Source organism: Acidovorax sp. K2F (assembly GCF_025246485.1).
Lineage (GTDB): Bacteria > Pseudomonadota > Gammaproteobacteria > Burkholderiales > Burkholderiaceae_C > Acidovorax > Acidovorax delafieldii.
On the sequence record NZ_JAOBSQ010000038.1, the window covers coordinates 64,428 to 87,010 of the forward strand.

General features: G+C 66.2%; 20 protein-coding genes. 9 read left to right on the forward strand and 11 right to left on the reverse strand.

Annotated features, from left to right (window positions below):
* Window positions 1-16: 16 nt before the first annotated feature.
* From N4G42_RS14640 to N4G42_RS14670, 7 genes are all read left to right on the forward strand, one after another.
* A complete protein-coding gene (locus tag N4G42_RS14640; RefSeq protein ID WP_056062298.1) occupies window positions 17-991 on the forward strand; it encodes a threo-3-hydroxy-L-aspartate ammonia-lyase in 975 nt (324 codons plus the stop codon).
* An 83-nt stretch (window positions 992-1,074) separates the two neighbouring features.
* Window positions 1,075-1,704, forward strand: coding sequence for a uracil phosphoribosyltransferase (gene upp, locus N4G42_RS14645; protein ID WP_056062295.1), 630 nt, complete (start codon window positions 1,075-1,077; stop codon window positions 1,702-1,704).
* A 301-nt stretch (window positions 1,705-2,005) separates the two neighbouring features.
* The gene (locus N4G42_RS14650; RefSeq protein WP_056062290.1) at window positions 2,006-3,016 is read left to right on the forward strand and encodes a BMP family protein; all 1,011 of its coding nucleotides are present in this window, start codon (window positions 2,006-2,008) and stop codon (window positions 3,014-3,016) included.
* Between the two features lie 224 nt (window positions 3,017-3,240).
* On the forward strand, window positions 3,241-4,212 hold the full coding sequence (locus N4G42_RS14655) for a 5'-methylthioadenosine/S-adenosylhomocysteine nucleosidase (protein ID WP_260667701.1): 972 nt from the start codon (window positions 3,241-3,243) through the stop codon (window positions 4,210-4,212).
* On the forward strand, window positions 4,213-5,769 hold the full coding sequence (locus N4G42_RS14660) for an ABC transporter ATP-binding protein (protein WP_260667703.1): 1,557 nt from the start codon (window positions 4,213-4,215) through the stop codon (window positions 5,767-5,769).
* A 25-nt stretch (window positions 5,770-5,794) separates the two neighbouring features.
* Window positions 5,795-6,856 carry an ABC transporter permease gene (locus tag N4G42_RS14665; RefSeq protein WP_260667705.1) on the forward strand — a complete coding sequence of 354 codons (1,062 nt, stop codon included), beginning with the start codon at window positions 5,795-5,797 and terminating at the stop codon, window positions 6,854-6,856.
* A gap of 114 nt (window positions 6,857-6,970) precedes the next feature.
* Window positions 6,971-7,894 carry an ABC transporter permease gene (locus tag N4G42_RS14670; RefSeq protein WP_260667706.1) on the forward strand — a complete coding sequence of 308 codons (924 nt, stop codon included), beginning with the start codon at window positions 6,971-6,973 and terminating at the stop codon, window positions 7,892-7,894.
* A gap of 34 nt (window positions 7,895-7,928) precedes the next feature.
* Here N4G42_RS14670 and N4G42_RS14675 read toward each other — a convergent pair whose 3' ends face one another.
* Entirely contained in the window at window positions 7,929-8,288 is a 360-nt protein-coding gene (locus N4G42_RS14675; protein WP_056062279.1) for a VOC family protein, read from the reverse strand.
* 71 nt (window positions 8,289-8,359) lie between these two features.
* On the opposite strand from N4G42_RS14675, the gene N4G42_RS14680 reads away from it, so the two are divergent.
* Window positions 8,360-9,634: an amidohydrolase family protein gene (locus N4G42_RS14680; RefSeq protein WP_260667707.1), complete on the forward strand. Its 1,275-nt coding sequence runs from the start codon at window positions 8,360-8,362 to the stop codon at window positions 9,632-9,634.
* A 67-nt stretch (window positions 9,635-9,701) separates the two neighbouring features.
* Here the strand turns inward: N4G42_RS14680 and N4G42_RS14685 are convergent, their stop codons facing one another.
* From N4G42_RS14685 to N4G42_RS14730, 10 genes are all read right to left on the reverse strand, one after another.
* Complete coding sequence (locus tag N4G42_RS14685; protein ID WP_260667708.1) at window positions 9,702-10,835, reverse strand: ABC transporter permease; 1,134 nt, start codon at window positions 10,833-10,835, stop codon at window positions 9,702-9,704.
* A 1-nt stretch (window position 10,836) separates the two neighbouring features.
* Entirely contained in the window at window positions 10,837-13,641 is a 2,805-nt protein-coding gene (gene rbbA / locus N4G42_RS14690) for a ribosome-associated ATPase/putative transporter RbbA (RefSeq protein WP_409557829.1), read from the reverse strand.
* Window positions 13,605-14,675, reverse strand: a complete 1,071-nt coding sequence (locus tag N4G42_RS14695; RefSeq protein ID WP_260667710.1) for an HlyD family secretion protein — start codon at window positions 14,673-14,675, stop codon at window positions 13,605-13,607. Before N4G42_RS14695 ends, rbbA begins: the two co-directional genes overlap by 37 nt.
* 228 nt (window positions 14,676-14,903) lie before the next feature.
* Window positions 14,904-15,542, reverse strand: a complete 639-nt coding sequence (locus N4G42_RS14700) for a DUF1569 domain-containing protein (protein WP_260667711.1) — start codon at window positions 15,540-15,542, stop codon at window positions 14,904-14,906.
* 164 nt (window positions 15,543-15,706) lie between these two features.
* A complete protein-coding gene (locus N4G42_RS14705) occupies window positions 15,707-16,798 on the reverse strand; it encodes a GGDEF domain-containing protein (RefSeq protein ID WP_260667712.1) in 1,092 nt (363 codons plus the stop codon).
* A 356-nt stretch (window positions 16,799-17,154) separates the two neighbouring features.
* Entirely contained in the window at window positions 17,155-18,447 is a 1,293-nt protein-coding gene (locus N4G42_RS14710; RefSeq protein WP_260667713.1) for a hypothetical protein, read from the reverse strand.
* A 169-nt stretch (window positions 18,448-18,616) separates the two neighbouring features.
* Complete coding sequence (locus tag N4G42_RS14715; RefSeq protein ID WP_260667714.1) at window positions 18,617-19,381, reverse strand: hypothetical protein; 765 nt, start codon at window positions 19,379-19,381, stop codon at window positions 18,617-18,619.
* Window positions 19,382-19,386: 5 nt separating this feature from the next.
* Complete coding sequence (locus N4G42_RS14720) at window positions 19,387-19,962, reverse strand: hypothetical protein (RefSeq protein ID WP_260667716.1); 576 nt, start codon at window positions 19,960-19,962, stop codon at window positions 19,387-19,389.
* Entirely contained in the window at window positions 19,959-20,255 is a 297-nt protein-coding gene (locus tag N4G42_RS14725; protein ID WP_099730106.1) for a DnaJ domain-containing protein, read from the reverse strand. The genes N4G42_RS14720 and N4G42_RS14725 overlap by 4 nt, the downstream gene beginning before the upstream one ends.
* A gap of 84 nt (window positions 20,256-20,339) precedes the next feature.
* On the reverse strand, window positions 20,340-21,053 hold the full coding sequence (locus tag N4G42_RS14730) for a YebC/PmpR family DNA-binding transcriptional regulator (protein ID WP_056062254.1): 714 nt from the start codon (window positions 21,051-21,053) through the stop codon (window positions 20,340-20,342).
* Window positions 21,054-21,330: 277 nt separating this feature from the next.
* Here N4G42_RS14730 and N4G42_RS14735 point away from each other — a divergent pair, with 277 nt between their 5' ends.
* Window positions 21,331-22,560 (forward strand): nucleoside recognition domain-containing protein, encoded by a 1,230-nt coding sequence (locus N4G42_RS14735; protein ID WP_099730105.1) that lies wholly within the window; start codon window positions 21,331-21,333, stop codon window positions 22,558-22,560.
* Window positions 22,561-22,583 lie beyond the last annotated feature (23 nt).

The following is a 22,583-nucleotide window of genomic DNA, read 5'->3' on the forward strand; positions in this document are numbered from 1 at the left end:
CAAGGATGCCGCCACCATGACGCTGCCCAGCCTGACCCCACCCACCTACGACGATGTGGCCGCTGCCGCGCACCGGCTCAAGGGCATGGCGCACCGCACGCCCGTGCTGCGCTCCAGCACCGCCGACGAGCGGCTGGGCGCGCAGCTGTTCTTCAAGTGCGAGAACCTGCAGCGCACCGGCGCCTTCAAGTTCCGGGGCGCGTTCAATACCCTGGCCCAGTTCACCGATGAGCAGCGCGAACGTGGTGTGCTCGCCTTCTCGGCGGGCAACCACGCGCAGGCCATTGCACTGTCGGCCCGGCTGCTGGACATGCCTGCCGCCATCGTCATGCCCGAGGACGCCCCCGCCTCCAAGATGGCCGCCACGCGCGACTATGGCGCCCAGGTCGTCACCTACAACCGCTACACCGAAGACCGCGAGGCCATCAGCCGCCGCCTGGCGCTGGAGCGCGGCATGACGCTGGTCCCCCCGTTCGACCACCCCCATGTGATCGCGGGCCAGGGCACGGCGGCCAAGGAGCTTTTTGAAGAAGTGCCTGACCTGGACTACCTGTTCGTCTGCGTCGGCGGCGGCGGCCTGCTTGCGGGCAGCCTGCTGGCCGCCGAGGCCCTGGCGCCGCAATGCCGGGTGGTAGGGGTGGAGCCCGCAGCGGGCAACGACGGCCAGCAGTCGGTCAAGGCCGGGCATGTGGTGCAGATCCCCACGCCCCACACCATTGCCGACGGCGCACAAACCCAGGCGCTGGGCCAGCTCACCTTCCCCATCATCCAGCGCCTGGCCGACGACATGGTCACCGCCACCGACGAGCAACTGGTCGAGTCCCTGCGCTTTTTTGCCGAGCGCATGAAGATCGTGGTCGAGCCCACAGGCGCCCTGGCCTTCGCCGGGGCACAGCATGGCAACGTCGACATCCACGGAGCGCGCGTCGGCATCCTCATCAGCGGCGGCAACGTCGATTTGTCGCGGCTGGCACGGTTTCTGGCAGACTAGCCCCCACTTTTTCACTCACCGCGCGGCAGAGCGCGCCTGTTCGTCAGCGCAAAGGCCTCTGCCCTTCTCCTTTCAGGTTCCCCATGAGCAACGTCACCGTCATCACCCACCCCCTCGTCCAGCACAAGCTCACGCTGATGCGCAAGAAAGACGCCAGCACCAACAGCTTTCGCCGCCTGCTGGGCGAGCTGTCCACGCTGATGGCGTACGAAGTGACCCGCGACATGCCGCTGCAGGATGTGCAGATCGAAACCCCGCTGGAGACCATGACCGGCAAGATGATCGATGGCAAGAAGCTGGTGCTGGTCTCCATCCTGCGCGCGGGCAACGGCTTTCTGGACGGCATGCTCAACGTGGTGCCCGGCGCCCGCGTGGGCCACATCGGCCTGTACCGCGACCCGGCCACGCTGCAGCCCGTGGAGTACTACTTCAAGATGCCGTCCGAGATGGACGAGCGCGACATCATCGTGGTGGACCCGATGCTGGCCACTGGCAACTCCGCCGCAGCCTGTGTGGACCGCCTCAAGAAGCTCAACCCCCGCTCCATCAAGTTCGTCTGCCTGCTGGCCGCCCCTGAAGGCGTGGCCACGCTGCAGAAGGCCCACCCCGACGTGCCCATCTTCACCGCCGCCATCGACCGCGAGCTGAACGACCACGGCTACATCCTGCCAGGCCTGGGCGATGCGGGTGACCGCATTTTTGGCACCAAATAAGCGCACAACGGCAGCGCCCGTGCACCAGCCACCGCAGGGCCTGCCGCCCAGCGGTGGCTTTTTTTTTCATCACCGGGCCTCCCTGCGTTGCGTAACAGCCCATTGTGAGCCCTACCCTGGTGGGGTGCCCCAGCCTGGTTTCCGGATGCGCTGCACGCATGCACCATTTTTTTACCAACTGGTGGCTTTCCTCTGGCAGACTTGCCGCTGGTTTGCAGTTACACAGCCACCGACTGGCGCGCTCCTTGCTTGGTAGCAGCACACCCAACCTCCTTGTTTGCTTGTCTGAAGGAACCCCACCATGACCACTCGCCGCATCTTCACCGGACGCCTGCTCTGCACCTCCATGGCCCTCTCGGCCGCCATGGCGATGGCGCCCTCTTTGGCCTTCGCGCAGTCCAAGATCAAGGTCGCGGCGATCTACACGGTGCCCTTTGAACAGCAATGGGTCAGCCGCATCCACAAGGCCCTCAAGGCCGCCGAGGCACGTGGCGAGATCGAATACAAGGCCAGCGAAAACGTGAGCAACGCCGACTACGAGCGCGTGATGCGCGAGTACGCCACCGGCGGCAACCAGCTCATCGTGGGCGAGGCCTTTGCGGTAGAAGCCGCCGCCCGCAAGGTGGCCAAGGACTTCCCCAAGACTTCGTTCCTGCTCGGCTCCTCCGGCAAGCCACAGGCGCCCAATTTCAGCGTGTTCGACAACTACATCCAGGAGCCCGCGTACCTCAGCGGCATGGTGGCTGGCGGCATGACCAAGACCAACAAGATCGGCATGGTGGGCGGCTTCCCCATCCCCGAAGTCAACCGCCTGATGCACGCCTTCATGGCGGGCGCCAAAGAGACCAACCCCAAGGTCGAGTTCACCATCACCTTCATCAACAGCTGGTTTGACCCACCCAAGGCCAAGGAAGCCACCTTCGCCATGATCGACAAGGGCGCCGACGTGCTCTACGCCGAGCGCTTTGGCGTGAGCGACGCGGCCAAGGAAAAAGGCAAGCTCGCCATCGGCAACGTGATCAATACGCAAGAGCAGTACCCCGACACCGTGGTGGCATCGGCCCTGTGGCACATGGAGCCCAGCATCGAGCGCGCGCTCAAGCTGGTCAAGGACGGCAAATTCACGGCCGAGGACTACGGCCCATATTCGATGATGAAGCACAAGGGCTCCGAACTCGCGCCCCTGGGCACCTTCGAGAAGAAGGTGCCGGCCGACATCGTCGCCAAGGTCAAGGCCAAGGAGGCCGACATCCTGGCCGGCAAGTTCACCGTGAAGGTGGACGACAGCCAGCCCAAGTCCACGGCCAAGTAAGGGGAGTGGATGACAAAACTCTTCTGGCGTTGTTGCTGTGTCTTGTCGTACTTGCAGTACTGCCTGCGACACAGCGCCTAGCCAGAACCGCTGCGCTGAGCTTTGTCAGCCACTCCAAACCACCCATGCGAGACAAGGCGGGTAAATACCTGGGCCACCACTCATCGCGGTGGCCCTTTTTTGTTGCCGTTATCCGTCCGTCTCTGTCCCTGCCTGGTATGCCCATGACCACCTCCTCGTCCATGCCATTGCGGCACTTCATCGCCTCTCATTTCACCCGCCTGCTGGGAGCACTGGCACTGGCTGGTGCACTCGCCGGTTGTGCATCCGGCCCGACAGGCAAGACGGCTGTCCGGCTGGACGACACACCCCGCATCGCCATCATCTCCGCCTTTGCGCCCGAGCTGACCGTGCTGCTGCCCCAGGTGCAGCACCCTGCCAAGCACAGCATCAACGGCGTGGAGTTCACCACCGGCACGCTGGAGGGCAAACCCGTGGTGGTTTTCCTGTCGGGCATCAGCATGACCAACGCGGCCATGAACACCCAGCTGGTGCTGGACCGCTTCCACGTGAGCCACGTGGTCTTCAGCGGCATTGCGGGCGGCGTTAACCCTAGCCTGCACATTGGCGACGTGACGGTGCCCGCACAGTGGGGCCAGTACATGGAATGGCTGATGGCGCGTGAAGACAAACCCGGCCAGTACAGCGCCCCCGCGTGGATGAAAAGCGAGCTGACGATGCCCGCCTTCGGCATGATGCACCCGCGCCCGGTGGAGGTGCGATCGGCTGCCAACCCCCAACTCAGCAAGAAGTTCTGGTTCGAAGCCGACCCCAAGATGCTGGCCACCGCCCGCAGCCTGCAGAACGTGGGCCTGGAGCACTGCCTGGCCGGCACCTGCCTCAAGCAGCGCCCACAACTGGTGGTGGGCGGCAACGGCGTATCGGGCCAGGCCTTTGTGGACAACAAGGCCTTCCGCGAATACGCCTTCAAGACCTTCGAGGCCAACGTTCTCGACATGGAAACCGCCGCCACCGCCATGGTCGCGCACAGCAACGGCGTGCCCTACATCGCCTTCCGGTCGCTGAGCGACCTGGCCGGTGGTGGTGATGGCGAGAACGAAATGGGCACCTTCATGGGCCTGGCGGCCGCCAACTCGGCCAAGGTGTTGCGGGCGTTTCTGGCGGCGTGGAAGTAGATGGCCTCCACCAACGCCCCCGTCCTGAAACTGTCGGGCATCACCAAACGCTTCGGCAAGCTCGTCGCCAACGACGCCATCAGCCTGACCCTGGCACGCGGCGAGGTGCTGGCCCTGCTGGGCGAAAACGGCGCAGGCAAGTCCACGCTGATGTCCATCCTGTTCGGACACTACGTGGCCGACGAAGGCAGCATCGAAGTCTTTGGCCAGCCCCTGCCGCCCGGCCAGCCGCGTGCAGCGCTGGCGGCGGGCATTGGCATGGTGCACCAGCACTTCACGCTGGCCGACAACCTCACGGTGCTGGACAACGTGCTGCTGGGCAGCGAGCCGCTGTGGCAGCCCTTCTCGCGCCGCAGCGTGGCGCGCGCCAAGCTGCTGGCGGTGTCGCAGCAGTTTGGCCTGCCCGTGAGCCCCGATGCGAAGGTGGGCAGCCTCTCGGTGGGCGAGCGCCAACGCGTCGAAATCCTGAAGGCGCTCTACCGGGGTGCCCGCATCCTCATCCTGGACGAGCCCACCGCCGTGCTCACCCCGCAAGAGAGCGAGGCGCTGTTCGACACCCTGGCGCAAATGGTGGCGCAGGGCCTGTCCATCATCTTCATCAGCCACAAGCTGGGCGAGGTGCTGCGCGTCTCGCACCGCGTGGCCGTGCTGCGCCAGGGCAAGCTGGTGGCCGAGGCGCCTGCGCAGGGCACCACCCAGGGGCAGCTCGCGCAATGGATGGTGGGCCATGCGATTGAGGCGGCAGAGCGCCGCCCCGCCAAGAATGTGGGCGAGCCCATCTGCACCCTGACCAACGTCAGCACCGGCCCCACGGGGCGCGACCGGCTGAACGGTGTGTCCCTCAGCTTGCGCGCAGGCGAGATCGTGGCGATCGCGGGCGTGAGCGGCAACGGCCAGGTGGCACTGGCCGACCTGCTGTGCGGCGTGCGCAGCGCCTCCACCGGCCAGGTCACGCTGCGCGGCGCACCGTTGCAAGCGCGGCCTGCCTGGCTAGTAAGCCAGGGCGTGGCCCGCATCCCCGAAGACCGCCACGCCGTGGGCGTGGTGGGCGACCTGCCCGTGTGGGAGAACGCGGTGGCCGAACGCCTGCGCGGCCCCTGGTTTGCGCACCCGTGGTTCCGAGCCTTCTGGGTCAAACGCCGCGCTGCGCGCCAGCATGCACAGCGCGTGGCCGAGACCTTTGACGTGCGCGGCGGCGGGCCGGACACCCCCGCCCGGTCGCTGTCGGGCGGCAACATGCAAAAGCTCATCCTGGGCCGGGCGCTGATTCCGCCGAAGGACGCAGCGGGCTACACCGCGCCTGCACCCCAGCTCATCGTGGCCCACCAGCCCACCTGGGGGCTGGACATTGGTGCGGTGATGTTTGTGCAGCAGCAGCTCATCAACGCGCGCGATGCGGGAGCGGCCGTGCTGCTGATCTCGGATGATCTGGACGAAGTGCTGGCGCTGGGTGACCGTGTGGCCGTCATGCACGACGGACAACTGAGCGAGGCGCGACGCGCCGAAGACTGGACACGCGAAGCCATCGGCCTGGCCATGGCGGGCGCTGCTCATTGAGCGACAACAACAAGAACAACCCAGCATGAGACTTGAAAAACGCAACCACACCTCCCCCGCCGCCTACGTGCTGGCGCCGGTGGGCGCCGTGGTGTTCACGCTGCTCATCAGTGGACTGCTGGTGCTGTGGGCCGGTGCGCCCGTCGGCCGCACCTACGCGCTGCTGCTGCAGGGCGCGTTCGGCTCGGTGTTTGCACTGACAGAAACCCTCACCCGCGCGACGCCACTGATCCTGACCGGGCTGGCAGCTGCCGTGGCCTTCCGCGCGCGGCTGTTCAACATTGGGGCCGAGGGGCAGCTCTATGCCGGGGCGCTCGCCGCCGTGGCCGTGGGCGGCATGCATGGGGGCACGGGGCTGGAGTGGTCGCCCTATGTGCTCTTTCCGCTGATGATGCTGGCGGCCGCGCTGGCAGGCGCGGCGCTGCTGCTGGGCCCGGCGCTGATGAAGGCGCGGCTGGGCGTGGATGAGGTGGTCACCACACTGCTGCTCAACTTCATCATGCTGCTGCTGGTGTCAGCCCTGCTCGATGGGCCGATGAAAGACCCGCTCTCCATGGGATGGCCTCAGAGTGTGGCATTACAGGGCGACCTGGAACTTGCAAAGCTGGTGCCTCAGACGCGGATGCACACGGGCCTGCTGTGGGCCGTGTCGCTGGCCGTGATGCTGTGGGCGCTGCTGGCACGCACGGTGCCGGGGTTTGACATTCGTGCTGCGGGGGCCAATGCACGCGCTGCTGCCTTTGCGGGCGTGCCCATCACCCGCACGGTGGTGCTGGTCGCCTTGCTCTCCGGCGGGCTCGCAGGCTTGGCCGGCGCCATCGAAGTGGCGGGCCGCACTGGCTATGTGACGCTCGACATGTCGCCCGGCTACGGCTACAGCGGCATCGTGATCGCCATGCTGGCCGGACTGCACCCGCTGGGCGTGATTGCGGCGGGCACCTTCGTGGCGGGCGTGCTGGTGGGGGCTGACAGCATGAGCCGCGCGGTGGGCGTGCCCACCTACATTGCGGATGTGATCGTGGCGACTTCGCTGATTGCGGTGCTGGTGGCCGGGCTGCTGACGCAGTACCGCGTGCGGTGGAAGTGAAGCAGCCATGACAACCCATACACACCACAATTTCAAGCCCGATAGGCTTCTAGCGCTAGTGAATCATGCGCCAGATGCTATCGAAATAAAAGCAAATTTCCACGGAGCAGCCGCATGACCGAACTGCTCGACATCCTCGCCAACCCCGCGTTCTGGATTGCCACCCTGCGGGTCGCCACCCCGCTCATTCTGGGCACGCTGGGGGTTTTGCTGTGCGAACGCGCCGGGGTGCTCAACCTGGGCATTGAAGGGATCATGGTCGCTGGCGCCTTCACCGGCTGGCTCACGGTGTACACGGGCCATGGACTGTGGACCGGGGTGCTGGTGGCGGCGCTCACCGGTGCAGTGTTTGGATTGCTGCACGCATGGCTCACCGTGGGGCTTGCGCTGTCGCAGCATGTGTCCGGCCTCGGCATCACGCTGCTCGCCACGGCGCTCAGCTACTACGGCTACCGGGTGAGCTTCCCCAAGGTGAACACGCCACCCACCATCGAGCCCTTTGCACCGATGGAGTGGCTGGGCATTCCTATCCTGTCGGCTCAAACACCACTCACGCTGCTGGCCCTGCTGCTGGTGCCGCTATTGGCCTGGGTGCTGATGCGCACCCCGCTGGGCCTGGCGGTGCGCATGGTGGGCGAGAACCCGCAGGCGGCCGAGGGTCAGGGCATCTCGGTGGCGGCCATGCGCACCGGCGCCATCGTGGCCGGGTCGGCGCTGATGGGCGTGGCGGGCAGCTTCCTCACCCTGTCGGCGTTCAACGCGTTTTTCTTCAACATGATCAACGGGCGCGGCTGGATCTGCGTGGCGCTAGTGGTGTTTGCCTCGTGGCGGCCCGGCAAGGCGCTGCTGGGTGCGCTGCTGTTTGCCTTCTTTGACGCGCTGCAGCTGCGGCTGCAGCAGGCGGGCGATGCGTGGCTGCCGTACCAGGTGTATCTGATGCTGCCGTACCTGCTGTCCATCCTGGCGCTGGTGCTGGTGGCACGCAAGGCGGCGTATCCGCAGGCGCTGATGAAGCCCTACCGCAAGGGGGAGCGATGAGAAGATGCGAATGAGCCCACCACGCCAGATTCATTCACACCCTCTGGTCGGACCACACCGCAAACTCGTTGCCGCTGGGCTCGGTGAAGTGAAAGCGCCGTCCTCCCGGAAAGTCGAACACCGGCTTGACCACATGGCCACCCGCCGCCTCCACCTTGGCCAATGTGGCTTCGAGGTCTGCGCTGTAGAACACCAGCAAGGCGCCGCCAGTGGCTGGAGTGGAACACAGGCTGGCGCGGAAGAAGCCGCCGTCCAGCCCCTGGCCCGAGAAGGCCGTGTATTCGGGACCATAGTCCACAAAGGTCCATGCAAAGGCCTTTTCAAAGAACGACTTCGTGGCGGGCACATCGCACGCGGCAAATTCGACGTAGTTCAGCTTTTCATGTGCGTTCATCGGATGACACTTTCTTCTTGAGACCCCGCAGTGTGCCTGCACGTCCAGACGAATATCTACACTTCCCCACCATGCTCGACCTGCTCATCACCCACGCCAGCCTGCCCGACGGCCGCCAGAACATGTCCATCGCCGTGCAGGACGGCCGCATCACCGCAGTGACCGAAGGCCTGCAAGCCCCTGCGCATGAGACGGTGGACGCCGGTGGCCTGCTGGTCAGCCCGCCGTTTGTGGACGCGCATTTCCACATGGATTCGACCCTGAGCTACGGCCAGCCGCGCGTGAACGAGAGCGGCACGCTGCTCGAAGGCATTACGCTGTGGGGCGAACTCAAGCCCACGCTGACCCACGACGCCATCGTGCAGCGCGCGCTGCAGTACTGCGACATGGCCGTGGCGCGCGGGCTGCTGGCCATCCGCAGCCATGTGGACACCAGCCACCCCAGCCTGCTGCCGGTGCAGGCGCTGCTGGATGTAAAGCAGCGCGTGGCGCCGTACCTGGATTTGCAGCTGGTGGCCTTTCCGCAAGACGGCGTGCTGCGCGCGCCCGGAGGGCTGGCCAACCTGAAACGCGCGCTGGACATGGGTGTGGACGTGGTGGGCGGCATTCCGCACTTCGAGCGCACCATGGCCCAGGGGGCCGAGAGCGTGAAGATCCTTTGCGAACTGGCGGCCGAACGGGGCAAACGCGTGGACATGCACTGCGACGAGAGCGATGACCCGCACTCGCGCCACGTGGAAACCCTGGCGTACGAAACCCAGCGCCTGGGACTGCAGGGCCGCGTGACGGGCTCTCACCTCACCTCCATGCACAGCATGGACAACTACTACGTGAGCAAGCTGATGGCGCTGATGGCCGAGGCCGACCTGGGCGTGGTGGCCAACCCGCTCATCAACATCACACTGCAAGGCCGCCACGACACCTACCCCAAGCGCCGTGGCATGACCCGCGTGCCCGAGCTGATGGCTGCGGGCCTGACGGTGGCGTTTGGCCACGACTGCGTGCTCGACCCCTGGTACAGCGGCGGCAGCGCCGACATGCTGGAGGCCGCGCACATGGGCCTGCACGTGGGACAGATGACCAGCCAGGCCGCGATGCGGCAGTGTTTTGATGCGGTGACGGTGAATCCCGCCAAGCTGCTGGGGCTGGAGGGCTACGGTATCGCCCCCGGCTGCCATGCCGACCTGGTGCTGCTGCATGCGCGCAACCCGGTGGACGCCATCCGCCTGCGGGCCACGCGCCTGGGTGTGTGGCGGCGCGGCCAACGGGTGGCCAGCAGCCCGGCGTCCGTGGCGCAACTGAACCTGCCTGGGCGGCCCGGCAGCGTGGATTTCGCATCGAATTAGCTCCAAGCGCTAGTGGATCATTCCTTGGCAGCTATATATTCGATAGCACATACAGTCTCCCCGACATTCAGGCCATGCGCGCAATCGTCTTGCGAAACCGCGCCAGCGCCAGGCTGAACAGCACCGCCCCAATCCCCAGCAGCCACACCAGCGACGGCCACACCACCGCCCAGCCTGCGCCCCGGTAGAGGATGGCCTGGGCCAGCTCGGTGAAGTGCGTGGTGGGCGCCAGGGCCATGCCGTACTGCACCCACAGCGGCATGCTCTCGCGCGGGGTGACGCCGCCCGACAGCATCTGCAGCGGCATCATCACCAGCACCATCAGCAAGCCAAACTGCGGCATGCTGCGCGCCACCGTGGCCATGAAGATGCCCATGGACGTGGTGGCAAACAGATGCAGCGTGGCCCCCAGCAGAAACAGCGGTACCGAGCCCTCGATGGGCACACCAATCGCCCAGCGGATCACCGCCGTGAGCGACACCCAGGTAGCGACCAGCACCACCAGCGCCATGGCCCAGACCTTGGCCAGCATGATCTCGCCGGGGGTGACGGGCATCACCAGCAAATGCTCCACCGTGCCATGCTCGCGCTCGCGGATCAGCGCGGCGCCGGTGAGGATGATGGAGAGCATGGTCACGATGTTGATCAACTCCATCAGCGAGCCGAACCACGCGGGGTTCAGCGCCGGGTTGAAGCGCGAGCGCACCGTCAGCTCGATGGGCTGCTCGGCCACGGTGCGGTCGCGCTGCACGAACTCGGCCACCTCCAGCTGCACGATCTGCTGCACCGCCCCATTGGCCGCAAACGCCTGCCCCATGCGCGTGGCGTCGATGTTGAGCTGCACCTGCGGCACCCGGCCCGCCAGCACATCGCGCTGGAAATGCGCGGGGATGTGCAGCACCAGCGTGAAGCGGCCGGCGTCCAGGCCCGGGTCCACCTCGCGCATGCTGATCATGGCGGGGCGCGTGAACTGGGGCGCATAGAACGCGGTGGCGATGCGCTGGGACAAGGCCGAGTCATCCTCGTCCACGATGGCAATGGGCACGTGGTGCAGCGTCTCGGGCTGCGCCATGCCCGCCGAGTACACCGCCAGCGTGGTGGTGTAGACGATGAGGAACAGCATGGCCGGGTCACGCCAGAGGCTCCACAGCTCCTTGATGCCTAACCGAAAGATGTTGGACCAGCGGCCACGCAGCGCCATGTCAGGTCTCCTGCTTGCGTAACAGCAAGATCGCAGTACCGACGATGACCGGCACCGCCACCAGCATGGGCCAGAACTCGGCCTGCAGATCCTGCAGGCCCAGCGCCTTGTTGAACACGCCCCGGCTGATGGTGAACATGTGGCTGGCCGGGTAGACCTCGCCCACCCAGCGTGCAAAACCGGTCATGGACGACACGGGGTTGATGAGCCCCGCGAACTGCACCGCCGGGATGAGCGTGCCCACCATGGCGAAGAACATGGCTGCAATCTGGCTGCGCGTAACGGTGGAGGCCAGCAGCCCCATGCCCGTGGAGCACAGGCAAAACAGCACGGCCCCCAGCGTCAGCGTGGCAAAGCTGCCGGTGATGGGCACACCAAACACCGTCACAGCCGCCAGGCACATCAAGCCGAAGTTGAACAGCGCCAGCAGCACATAGGGCAGCTGCTTGCCCAGCATGAATTCGGTGCGCGTGGTGGGCGTGACATACAGGTTGATGATGGAGCCCAGCTCCTTCTCGCGCACCACCGCCAGGGCCGTGAGCATGGCGGGCAGCATCAGCAACAGCAGCGGAATCACGGCCGGCACCATGGAAGGCAGGCTGCGCACGTCGGGGTTGTAGCGGTAGCGCGGCTCCACCTCCAGCAGGCCCCGGGGCACCACGCCCGTGCGGCTGCGGCTTTGCTCCACCAGCCATTGCTGGTGCAGGCCCTGGGCGTAACCGATGACGGTTTCGGCGCGCTGGGGCATGGCGCCGTCCACCCACGCGCCGATCTGCACCGGCTGGCCACGTGCCACGTCGCGGGCAAAGCCGGGCGGGATCTCCAGCGCCAGCGATATCTCGGCGGAGCGCATGCGCGCATCCAGCTCGGCATAGGTGGCAATCGGCGGCTGCTCGGTGAAGTAGCGCGAGCCCGCCAGGTTCAGCGTGTAGGCGCGGCTCAGCGCGGTCTGGTCGCGGTCCAGCACGGCAAAGCGCAGGTTCTCCACATCCATGCTGATGCCGTAGCCCATCACGAACATCAGGATCAGCGAGCCGAGCAGCGCCATGGCACCACGCACCGGGTCGCGGCGCAGCTCCAGTGCCTCGCGCCACTGGGTGCTGTGGATGCGGGCCAGGCTTTGGCGCAGGCGGGTGGGCCAGGTGGGAGTGTTGGGCGCGGACACCGGCAATAGCGCAGTGGGGCCCGAAGCCGCCTCGGACACAGGAGCCTGGGCCGTGCCCGCAGCATCTTCCAGGTATCCGATGAAGGCTTCTTCCAGCGTGGCGGCGCCGCGCTTGGCCACGATGTCCTGCGGCGCAGCGCTCTCCAACACGCGCCCTGCGTGCATCAGCGAGATGCGGTCGCAGCGCTCGGCCTCGTTCATGAAGTGGGTGGAGATGAAGATGGTGACCTTGTCGCGCCGGGCCAGCTCCACCATCAGGCGCCAGAAGTTGTCGCGTGCCATGGGGTCCACGCCCGAGGTGGGCTCGTCCAGGATCAGCAGCTCGGGCTGGTGCACCATGGCCACGGCCAGCGACAGGCGCTGGCGCATGCCCAGGGGCAGCTTCATGGGCAGTGCGCTGCGGGCGGCCTGCAGGTCAAAGCGCTCCAGCATGGCCTTCACGCGCGCGGGCACCTTGGCCTCGGGCACGTGGAACAGCCGGGCATGCAGCACCAGGTTCTGCTCCACCGACAGCTCGCTGTACAGCGAAAACGCCTGCGACATGTAGCCCACCCGCCGCCGCGTGGCCATGTCCTTGGGGTCCACCGGCTGGCCGAACAGCCAGGCCTGCCCGTCGCTCGCAGGCAGCAGGCCGGTAAGCATCTTCATGGTGGTGGACTTGCCGCAACCATTGCTGCCCAGAAAGCCAAAAATCTCGCCCCGCTGGATGCGAAAGCTCACGTGGTCCACCGCCACAAAGTCGCCAAACCGCATGGTGAGGTCGCGCGCCTCGATGGCCACATTGGCGGCGTCATCCGCCTGCGACCGGTCCAGCGGCGGAATCTGCACCGCCTGGTGGCCCCGGCGCTTGGCCTCGGGCAGCAGGGCCACAAAGGCCTGCTCCAGCGCATCATGCCCGGTGCGAGCCATCAGCTCGGCAGGCGTACCCGTGGCCAGGATGCGCCCTTCGTCCATGGCCACCAGCCATTCAAAACGCTGGGCCTCTTCCATGTAGGCCGTGGCCACGATGACGCTCATGCCGGGCCGCGCGGCGCGGATGCGGCCGATCAAATCCCAGAACTGCGCGCGCGCCAACGGGTCCACGCCGGTGGTGGGTTCGTCCAGAATGAGCAGGTCCGGGTCGTGGATGAGCGCGCAGCACAGGGCCAGCTTTTGCTTCATGCCGCCCGAGAGCTTGCCCGCAGGCCGCGCCAGGAACGGGTGCAGGCCGGTGCTGCGCGTGAGCTCATCGATGCGCCGGCGACGCTCGGCCGCGTCGTGCCCGAACAGGCGGCCAAAAAACTGCAGGTTCTCTTCCACCGACAGCGTGGGGTACAGGTTCTTGCCCAGGCCCTGGGGCATGTAGGCGATGCGGGGGCACACCCGGCTGCGGTGGCGGCCTTTGGCAATGTCGCCGCCCAGCACCTCCACCGTGCCCTGCTGCACCGCGCGTGCGCCCGCCACCAGCGCCAGCAGGCTGGACTTGCCCACGCCATCCGGCCCGATCAGGCCCACCATGCGGCCCGCGGCCACTTCCAAATCGATGTCTGCGAGCGCCACCGTGCGACCGTAGCGCTGGCCCACGCCACGCAGGCGGGCCACGGGTGCCACGCTGGCCGCTCGGCTCACTGGTCGACCTTGACGGCGAGGTTGGCGGGCCATTCCACCGCAGGGTCCACCCGCAGCCAGGCCACGCCAGGCAGACCGGTCTTGACCTGCTCCTGGTGGCGCAGCAGCAGCGCCTTGTCAATCTGCGCGCGCACGCGGAACATGAGCTTCTGGCGCTCGCTGGCGGTCTCCACCGTCTTGGGCGTGAACTGCGCGGTGCTGGCCACAAACGACACGGTGGCCGGGATCACAAAGCCCGGTGCGGCATCGAGCACGATGCGCACCTCGCTGCCCAGTGCTACCCGGCCCGCCACGGTCTCAGGCAAAAAGAAGGTCATGTACACGTCGCTCAGGTCCACCAGCTGCAGCACGCGCGCACCTGCGCCCACCACCTCGCCGGGCTGCACCACGCGGAACTGCACCCGCCCGTCGCGCGGTGCCTTGAGTTCGCTGTCAGCCAGCTCCACATCAATGCGCGCCAGCGTGGCCTCAAGCGCACGCACATTGGCCTCGGCACTGGTCACCTGCGTGCGCGACGCGCCAATGCCCGCCTGTGCGGCCTTGGCCTGGGCCTTGGCAGCCGTCACAGCGGCCTGCTGGCTGCGCACCTTGGCGCGATCATCGTCGAGCAACTGGCTGGAGAAAAAGCCTTCGCGCGCTAGCTGCTCAGAGCGCGGCAGGCGGCGGCGGGCGGTGTCGAGGTCGCTCTCGCGCTGGGCCACCACGGCCAAGGCGGCCTGGTAGTCGCTCTCGCGCTGGGCCACCTGCACCTGGGCACTGCTGATGGCCAGTTGCGCCTGCTGCAGCCGGGCCACGGCCTCTTCGCGCTGGGCCTGCAGGCCGTCGATCTGCATGCGGGCCAGGGGCTGCCCCGCCTTCACAAAATCGCCCTCGGCCACCAAAACATCGAGCACACGCCCCGCCAGCTTGGTGGCCACGGCAATCTCGGTGGCCTCGATGCGGCCATTGCCGCTCACAAACCCAGGGCCGGGCCCCTTGGGCTGCCAGGGCGCCCACCGCACGACCAGCACGGTGCCCAGCAACAACAGCGCTGCGGCGGCCGCATAAATTTTCCACTTGCTGCCCATGGCTCTGATCCCTTTTGATGCGGAGGCAGGAGCGCATTTCCAGTCACGTCAGCAAAGGCGCCTCACCTCAAAATGCATCGTAAGCGCAGCGCCTTCATGGGCTGCTCGTGGCCAGCCGCCTCGCTTGACTTGCATCAATTTCGCTGCAATTGCGCGGGGCTTCCGCATGCGACACAAGCTAGCCGCTGCGGGTTCTGAGAGGCGTCGCGTCGGTTGCCGGAGACTGCCCTACCCGCGCCCGTCAAAGGCCGACAGGTGATTGGCCAGGTGCATGGCATGCGCTTGCTCGTACTGCGAACGGCTCAGTGCACCATAGGCAAAGTGAGGCTGCAGCGCCCCCGTGTGGATGGCAAAGTCCTGCACCGCCTGGCGCAGGCGGGCCATGGCGGCCGATGTGTCCGTGGCCTGCGCATCCAGCGCGGGGGCGTCCGGGATAGGCTCTGCCAGGTTGTGGCTCATGCGTCCCCGCAGGGTAAACACCTTGAAAGCTGCAGCCCCAAGGGTGTTCTGGAACAGCGCAGATTTGGGCAACGGAAAACCCTTCAGCGAATATTCAATGCTCTGTGCGCAATGCACCAGCGTCTGTGCCCAGGTCCAGGCCGTGGCGGGTTCCAGCGCGTGGACGGAAGCTGCGTTCAGCCGCTCGGCTTCGCGCATCGCATCGTGCAGGGTGGCAAATACCAGCTGCCTGTCGTTGTCCGGCTGGTGCAGAAAATACCCGGCAGCACCAGCCGCTGCGAGCGCTACCCCCGTGCCGATGGCCAGAAACGCCCTCCGGTCGGGCGCTGCAGGCGGTGCAGGGGGCGAGGGGTGGATGGCTGCGGGGGTAGCGGCTTTGGGTGCGCCAGGAGGGGGTGGAACTGCCATGGGGTTGTCTGCCCGCATCACCGGGGGTGGTGTGAAAGCTTTGATTGTGCCGGGCAGCGCCTGCCTTGTGCCCCCTGCAGCCATCGCCAGGGTCGGGCAGCCGACACAGCCCGCCATGGCGCACAGCTGCAAGGCCTGGGCGCCTTCCCGGCGCACCGCCGCTCCTAGGCCGCCAGGGTGGTTGGTGCGGCCGGCGCGGGGGTTGCCGTAACGGGGACCAAGGGCGCTGCTGGGGCCACCGTCATCTCCACCCGGTTGCGCCCCCGCTCCTTGGCCAGGTACATGGCCTCGTCCGCACGCTGCAAGGCCGTACCCGCCGACTCGCTGCCCGCGCACAGGGTGACACCAACACTCACCGTGAGCGCAATGCTGCGCTGCTCGGTCACCACAGGGTGGGCCTCCACCATGGCGCGCAGGCGCTCGGCCACCGCAATGGCGCCACCGGCCCCTGCATTGGGCAAGAAGATCGCGAACTCCTCACCCCCCAGGCGGCCCATCACGTCTTCCTTGCGCAGGCAGCGCTGGGCCAGCATCACAAAATGGCGCAGCACATCGTCGCCCGCGCGGTGGCCCCAGCTGTCGTTGACCTTCTTGAAATGGTCCAAGTCCATCACCAGCACGGGCAGCGTCGTCTGCGTGCGCTGGGCGTTGCTGATGGCTTTGTCCAGCAGGGTCAGAAACGCGCGGCGGTTGAACACATTGGTCAGCGGGTCCACCTCGGCCAAGTGGCGCAGCTCGTTGGTGATGAACTCATTGGTCAGCATCAATGCGCCGAACGCCACCAGCACCACAGCGAGGGTGGACTCCAGAACCACAAACTGCGACAGCGCAGCCACTATGCCCACCTCGGGTTGCGCCCCTTCGGCGGGTGCGGCCAGCTTGAACAATAAGGGCCGCACGAGCAAGAAGGCACCGTGCACACCCACCGTGGCCGCAAACAGGTACCGTGCGGGTACATTGCGAAAACCGCCACGTGCCAGCGTGTGTGCAGCCGCAATGAATATCACCCCTGGCACCAGACCCGTCAGCACGATGCGCACCTGCACGTTAGGCTTCACCAGGGTAAAAAACAAGGCTGTCGCCAGCAGAAGCCCCAAGGCCAGAGCGGCAACACCATGCCCCAGGGGCGCCTTGCCCATGTACTCGCGTGCGCCCAGCAGGCACAGGTATGCAGTCAAAGCAATGGAAGACTGCGCCAGCACGACAGACAACGGCAGAGGCACATGGTCGCGCAGCAACAGGTTGATGCAGAACACAGTGGCGCAGAACAATGCCTGCGCCCAGAGGCGAAGTCCCGGAATACGTCTGTTGAAGAGCCACACCGCGGACAAAACGCCAGTGACCAGCGCTGCAAGAATGGCCGCGACGATAAGGAGGGTGGGGCTGTGCACAGAGGGTACGGGCAGGCGATGGAGTGGGGTTCACAACGCGACGCCATCGCTCAACGCCCGGCTGCTATCGCCTGCCGGCTGTGAGATGACTATCAACGTTAACAATGGTAACCGAGAGCATTGACTGCCCCGCGACGCTTTGCGGGCAGCAATGCAGTGCTTCAGCCGGCGCTTGGAGCCCCTCAGGCCATACCCCCTCGCGTGGCCGCTGGGAGCACCTGTCAACCCACCACGTGGCATTCGCGCCGCAGCAGCGCCAGCGCATCGTGCATCTGGTAGTCGCGGTCGCTGGTCAGCGTGGCCTGCGCGTCTTGCAAAAAACCAGACCACAGAGCCAGGTAGTCCTGCTGGAAGGCGGCAGCCGCGTGGCTGCGGATGAAGTCAGACGCCAGCTCGGGCTGCAGGCCAGACTTGCGGATCTTGCGCACCAGGCTGGCGGCGGTTTTCTCGGTGAGCAGCGTTTTCTTGGGCGCACCGGCGGCCAGGCACAGGAAGAGCGTGAGCAGCGAGTGCTCATCGTCGTTGCCCCCGGTCGCCTTGGTCCATGTCTTGCTAGCAGGCTGTGGAGGCTCGTCGTCGTCCTCCAGCACATCCAGGCTGCGGTGAAAGCTGTCCACTTCGGCCAGAGGGTCGTCCAGCAGGAAGTAGCGTGCCCTGAAGGCGCCCATGGGGCGCAGCAGGGTGTGCAGCGGCGCAGCGGATTGCAGCAGCTTGGGCAGGTCGGCCAGCACGGTGGCGCATTGGGCTTGCAGCACGTCACGCAGCTCTGCCGGCACGCCGGGGGGCAGGCGCAGCGCCGTCGGCAGGGGTGCCTTCTTTTTGCGCAGTGCAGTCACCAGCTTTTCAAACACCGGGGCGCTGGGCCACTCACTCGCCGCCATGGCCTTAGGGTTCAGCGCCTGCATCAGCAACCCTGTGCGGATCACGGCCTCGGCGTCGGCCCCGGCGGTTTCCAGCTCGTCGGTGTCCAGGTCGTACTGCGCGGCCAGCCACTCGGCGGCGGCGATGGCCTGGGCGATGTGGCTGCGGCGGGCCAGCTCGGCGCGGTAGTCGGCATGGCTGCGCAGCGACCAGGCAGCTAGCAGTGGGGTTTCGGCATCCGCATAGCCGCCCATGCCGAAGTTGCTGCTCTCGGGCATGGCGATCAGGCGCTTGAGCATGTCCGAGCCGCCTTTGGAGCGCGACAAAAAGGAGTTGTCGCGCAGCGACACCGCCGCCTTGGCCAGATCACCGTCCGTGGTCTCCAGCAGGTACAGGCTGATCAGGTTGACCATGCGGTCCCGCGCCTTCTCCAGTTCGGGGCGCAGAAACTCGCTGCCAAAGTAACGCGCGATCTGCACCATGCCCTTGGGCGCATCGGCATTGATGGTTTCCAGCCGGTCCGCGTCAATCAGGCCGTGCTGCACGCCGTAGACCAGCGCCTTTTCAAAGAAAGGGCGCGCGTCGTGCAGTTGCAGGGCATTGGCAGTAGCGACTGGTGCAGAAATTGAGGAAGGCGTGGGAGGCACGGTCATGTCTGAATCTATCGCGCTTCGCGCTGCTCATGGGCTATGAAACTGGCGCGGCCCATACCAGGACCGCCGCGCAAGGGCCGCCCCGCCGCGCTGGCGGTGTCCCCCTTCCCGAATGGCACAGCCATTCGAGAGAAGGGGGAAGGCGCGAAGCGCCTCAGGGGGTTGTTCACTAAATTGCAGACTCTTCGTCGGAAGCCCGTGCGGCAGGCGTGGCCTTGCCGCGGTCGGTTTCGCTGGTCTCGAACTTGCCATCGTCTTCTTCGGACGTCTCGTCGCCCTCTTCCAGTCCCTGGTCAAACGCGCGGGCCTTGGCACGCAGCACCAGCAGCATCTCGATGAACAGGTCGCGGCACTCATAGCGCAGCAGCCAGGCCATCTGCATCCAGTCGCGGTCGGCCACTTCATCGAGGTCGATGCGCGGCTGCACATAGCCCGAGGCCAGCAGCTCGTCGTCGCTCAGTGTGACGCCGTAGTCTTCGGTGGCGTCAAAGGTGCCGGTGCGGGCAAAGGCCTCGATGCGGCTCCACTTTTCGGCAAAGTAGTTGGCCAGGGCCTCGGCGCCACCCTCCAGGTCGCCAATCGCGGTGAGGAACTCCACCGGGTCGGCATCGTCACGGAACACCACCGCGTTGACCATGTTGCGCAGGTGGGTGTGGGTGAGGTCCTTGTACTGCTTTTCCAGCACCATCGCGCGCGCAAACTGCTCGGGCGTGACCAGCATGTTGACCACCGAAGCCTTGGAGTCGTCGTACTCGCGCATCACGGCCAGGATGTCCTTGGGCGCCAGCTGGTCCAGCACCACCATCAGCGCGCCGTCGCCGTCGGTGTCGGCCAGCTCGGCCAGGGCCGACTCGGCGCCCACGATGTCACCGGCCGCAATCAGGCTGGTGGTCTTGGTGATCAGGGCGAGGTGTTGGTTGGTGCTGCTGCTCATGGTCGTCATTCCTTGCGCTCAAAGCCCACATCGGCCAGCCAGTTGGCACTGGACTCTTCACGCGTACGGCTGTTCTGCGGGTCCACCGCGTCGTCGGCGCTCAACGCGTTGTAGTCGTCATCGTGCTCGGCGGCATCTTCACCATCGTCCTCGGCATCGCTGTCGCCATGCGACGCTGCGGCCGGAGCCAGGCGCGCGTGCTGTTGCAGGTATTCCAGGCCGGCGGCTACCGTCAGAAAGCGTGCGCCCTGGGGTTCGCGCAACACGGTCTGGGCCAGACTCATTGCCCAGGGCTCCAACGCTACGGCATGGGTCAGGCTGTGCCAGTCGGGCAGCTCGTTCACCGGCAAGCCCAGCAGGTGCTCCAGTGCAGCCGGTTTGGTAAAGCGAAAGCCCCGGTGAAAGACCACGGCCACCATTTCGGGGGCCAGTTCCATCATCTGCACCAAAAACGCCATCTCGTTGCGCTTTTCGGCCAGGCGCTTGCGCAGAACGTCGTTGCCCTCGGAGTCGGACACCAGGTCGTCCAGCTCGGCCTGGTAGGCCGAGCGCAGGTCATAAAAATAGGGAGAAAGTTTCACAGGGCGGAAGAATGAGAAAGAATGCGTGCGCTGTAGGCCTGCCAGATCTCCTGGGCGGTCTGCAGCGGGTCGTCCAGCAGGTTGCGGCGGCGGTTGTCGTCATAGGCCTGGCGGGCGTCGTCGTCCGACAGCACCTCATAGGCCTTTTGCACCTCGGCAAAGCGCTGTGCAGCGTCAGGCGCCGTGTTGCGGTCGGGGTGGTAGAACGAGGCCTTCTGGCGAAAAGCCTTCTTGATGTCCGCCAGCGACGCGTTGGCCGCCAGCCCAAGGGCTGCGTAGTGGTCAGCAGTCATGAAACAGTCAGTCCGTCCGTCAAAGCCAGGGGCGCCATCCAGGGCACCCTCTTCAGCACCTGTGTCGGCGCCTGCGCGCGCACATCAACCACCCAGGCTCACAAACACGTTTTGCACGTCGTCGTTCGAATCGATGGCCGCCAGGAAGTTCTCAACCTCCTCCAGCTGCTCAGCCGTGAGGTTGGCGGGGTTCACCGGGTTCTTGGGCTTGTACCCCAGCTTGGCGGACAGCACCGTGAAGCCGTGGGCGGGCAACGCGCGGCTGACCAAGTCGAGGTCGGTGGGGTCGGTCCAGAAGGTGGTGGTGCCCTCTTCGTCGCCCGCTTCAAAGTCCTGCGCACCGGCCTCGATGGCGGCCAGTTCGGGGTCCGCGTCGGGGGTGGCGGGCTCGGCTTCGATCATGCCGACATGGTTGAAGTCCCAGGCCACCGAGCCCGAGGTGCCCAGCTGGCCCTTGCGGAACAGCACGCGCATCTCGGGGGCCGTGCGGTTCACGTTGTCGGTCAGGCATTCAACCATCACGGCCACCTGATGGGGGGCAAAACCTTCGTAGATCACGCGTTCGTAGTTCACCGCGTCCGCGCCGGTGCCCGAGCCCTTCTTGATGGCACGCTCCAGCGTGTCCTTGGGCATGGAGGCCTTGCGAGCCTGCTCCACCACCAGGCGCAGGCGGGCATTGCTGGCCGGGTCGGCACCGCCGCGTGCAGCCACGGTGATTTCCTTGACCAGCTTGCCAAACAGCTTGCCCTTGGCGTCGGCCACCTGTGCCTTGCCTTTTGCTTTCCACTGCGCGCCCATGATGGATCTCTTTTCCTTGATGTGAATGCGGCGCGCTGGGGCGCCGTGTGTGGGAGTTACTGCAGCCATGCAGGAGCCGCCGGGAGAAAAAACGCCTCCCGAACAGCCCCCAGAGGATGGGTGTGCAACTTCCGACCGAACCCTATAGGGTACCACTGACCACCATGGACACTTTCGTTGCCCTTCCGCCACGCTCTCCACCAGTTGCACGCAGCGGTGCAGTTAACCTCGGCGACATGCGCAAAGCTCCTTCCTTTGACCCCTGCCCGGTGCACTGATGCTCAACACCCTTTGGCTGGGCTTTTTCCTCACGGCGGCCATCGCGGCCCTGGCCCAATGGCTGGTGGGGGGCAACGCCCAGATTTTTGCGGCCATGGTCGAAGCGCTGTTTGCCATGGCCAAACTGTCGGTCGAGGTGATGGTGCTGTTGTTTGGCACCCTCACGCTGTGGCTGGGCTTTTTGCGGATTGCCGAGAGGGCGGGCCTGGTCGATGCCCTGGCCCGGTGGCTGGCCCCGCTGTTCCTGCGCCTGATGCCGGGTGTGCCCCGGGGCCACCCTGCCCTGGGCCTGATGACGCTGAACTTTGCCGCCAACGCCCTCGGGCTGGACAACGCGGCCACGCCCATGGGCCTGAAGGCCATGAAGGCCCTGCAGGAGCTGAACCCCGAGCCCGACACCGCCACCAACGCGCAGATCCTGTTCCTGGTGCTCAACGCCTCGTCGCTCACGCTGCTGCCAGTGACCATCTTCATGTACCGCATGCAGCAGGGTGCGCCCGACCCGACGCTGGTCTTCCTGCCCATCCTGCTGGCCACGTCTGCCTCCACCCTGGTGGGGCTGCTGAGCGTGGCCGTGGTGCAGCGCCTGCCGCTGTGGAGCCCCGTGGTGCTGGCCTACCTGCTGCCCGTGGCGCTGGTGCTGGGCGGGTTCATGGCGCTGCTCACCACGCTGAGTGCCGCCGCACTGGCATCCCTGTCGTCGCTGCTGGGCAACCTCACGCTGTTTGCGCTGGTCGTGCTGTTTGTGGCGCTGGGCGCGTGGCGCAAGGTGCCGGTGTACGAGGCTTTCATCGAGGGGGCGCGCGAAGGCTTTGACGTGGCCAAGGGCCTGCTGCCCTACTTGGTGGCCATGCTGTGCGCGGTGGGCGTGTTCCGCGCCTCGGGGGCGCTGGGCTACGTGCTGGACGGCATCCGCTGGTGCGTGACCACACTGGGTGCCGACGCCCGGTTTGTGGACGCCCTGCCCACCGCCCTGGTCAAGCCGTTTTCAGGCAGCGCGGCGCGTGCCATGCTCATCGAGACCATGCAGACCCAGGGCGTAGACAGCTTCGCCGCCCTGGCCGCCGCCACCATCCAGGGCAGCACCGAAACCACGTTCTACGTGCTGGCCGTGTACTTTGGGGCCGTGGGCATTCAGCGCGCCCGGCACGCCGTGGGCTGCGCCTTGCTGGCCGAGCTGGCGGGCGTGGTGGCCGCCATTGTGGTGTGCTACCGGTTTTTTGGATAGTTTTTGCTGGTAGCGCTAGTGCA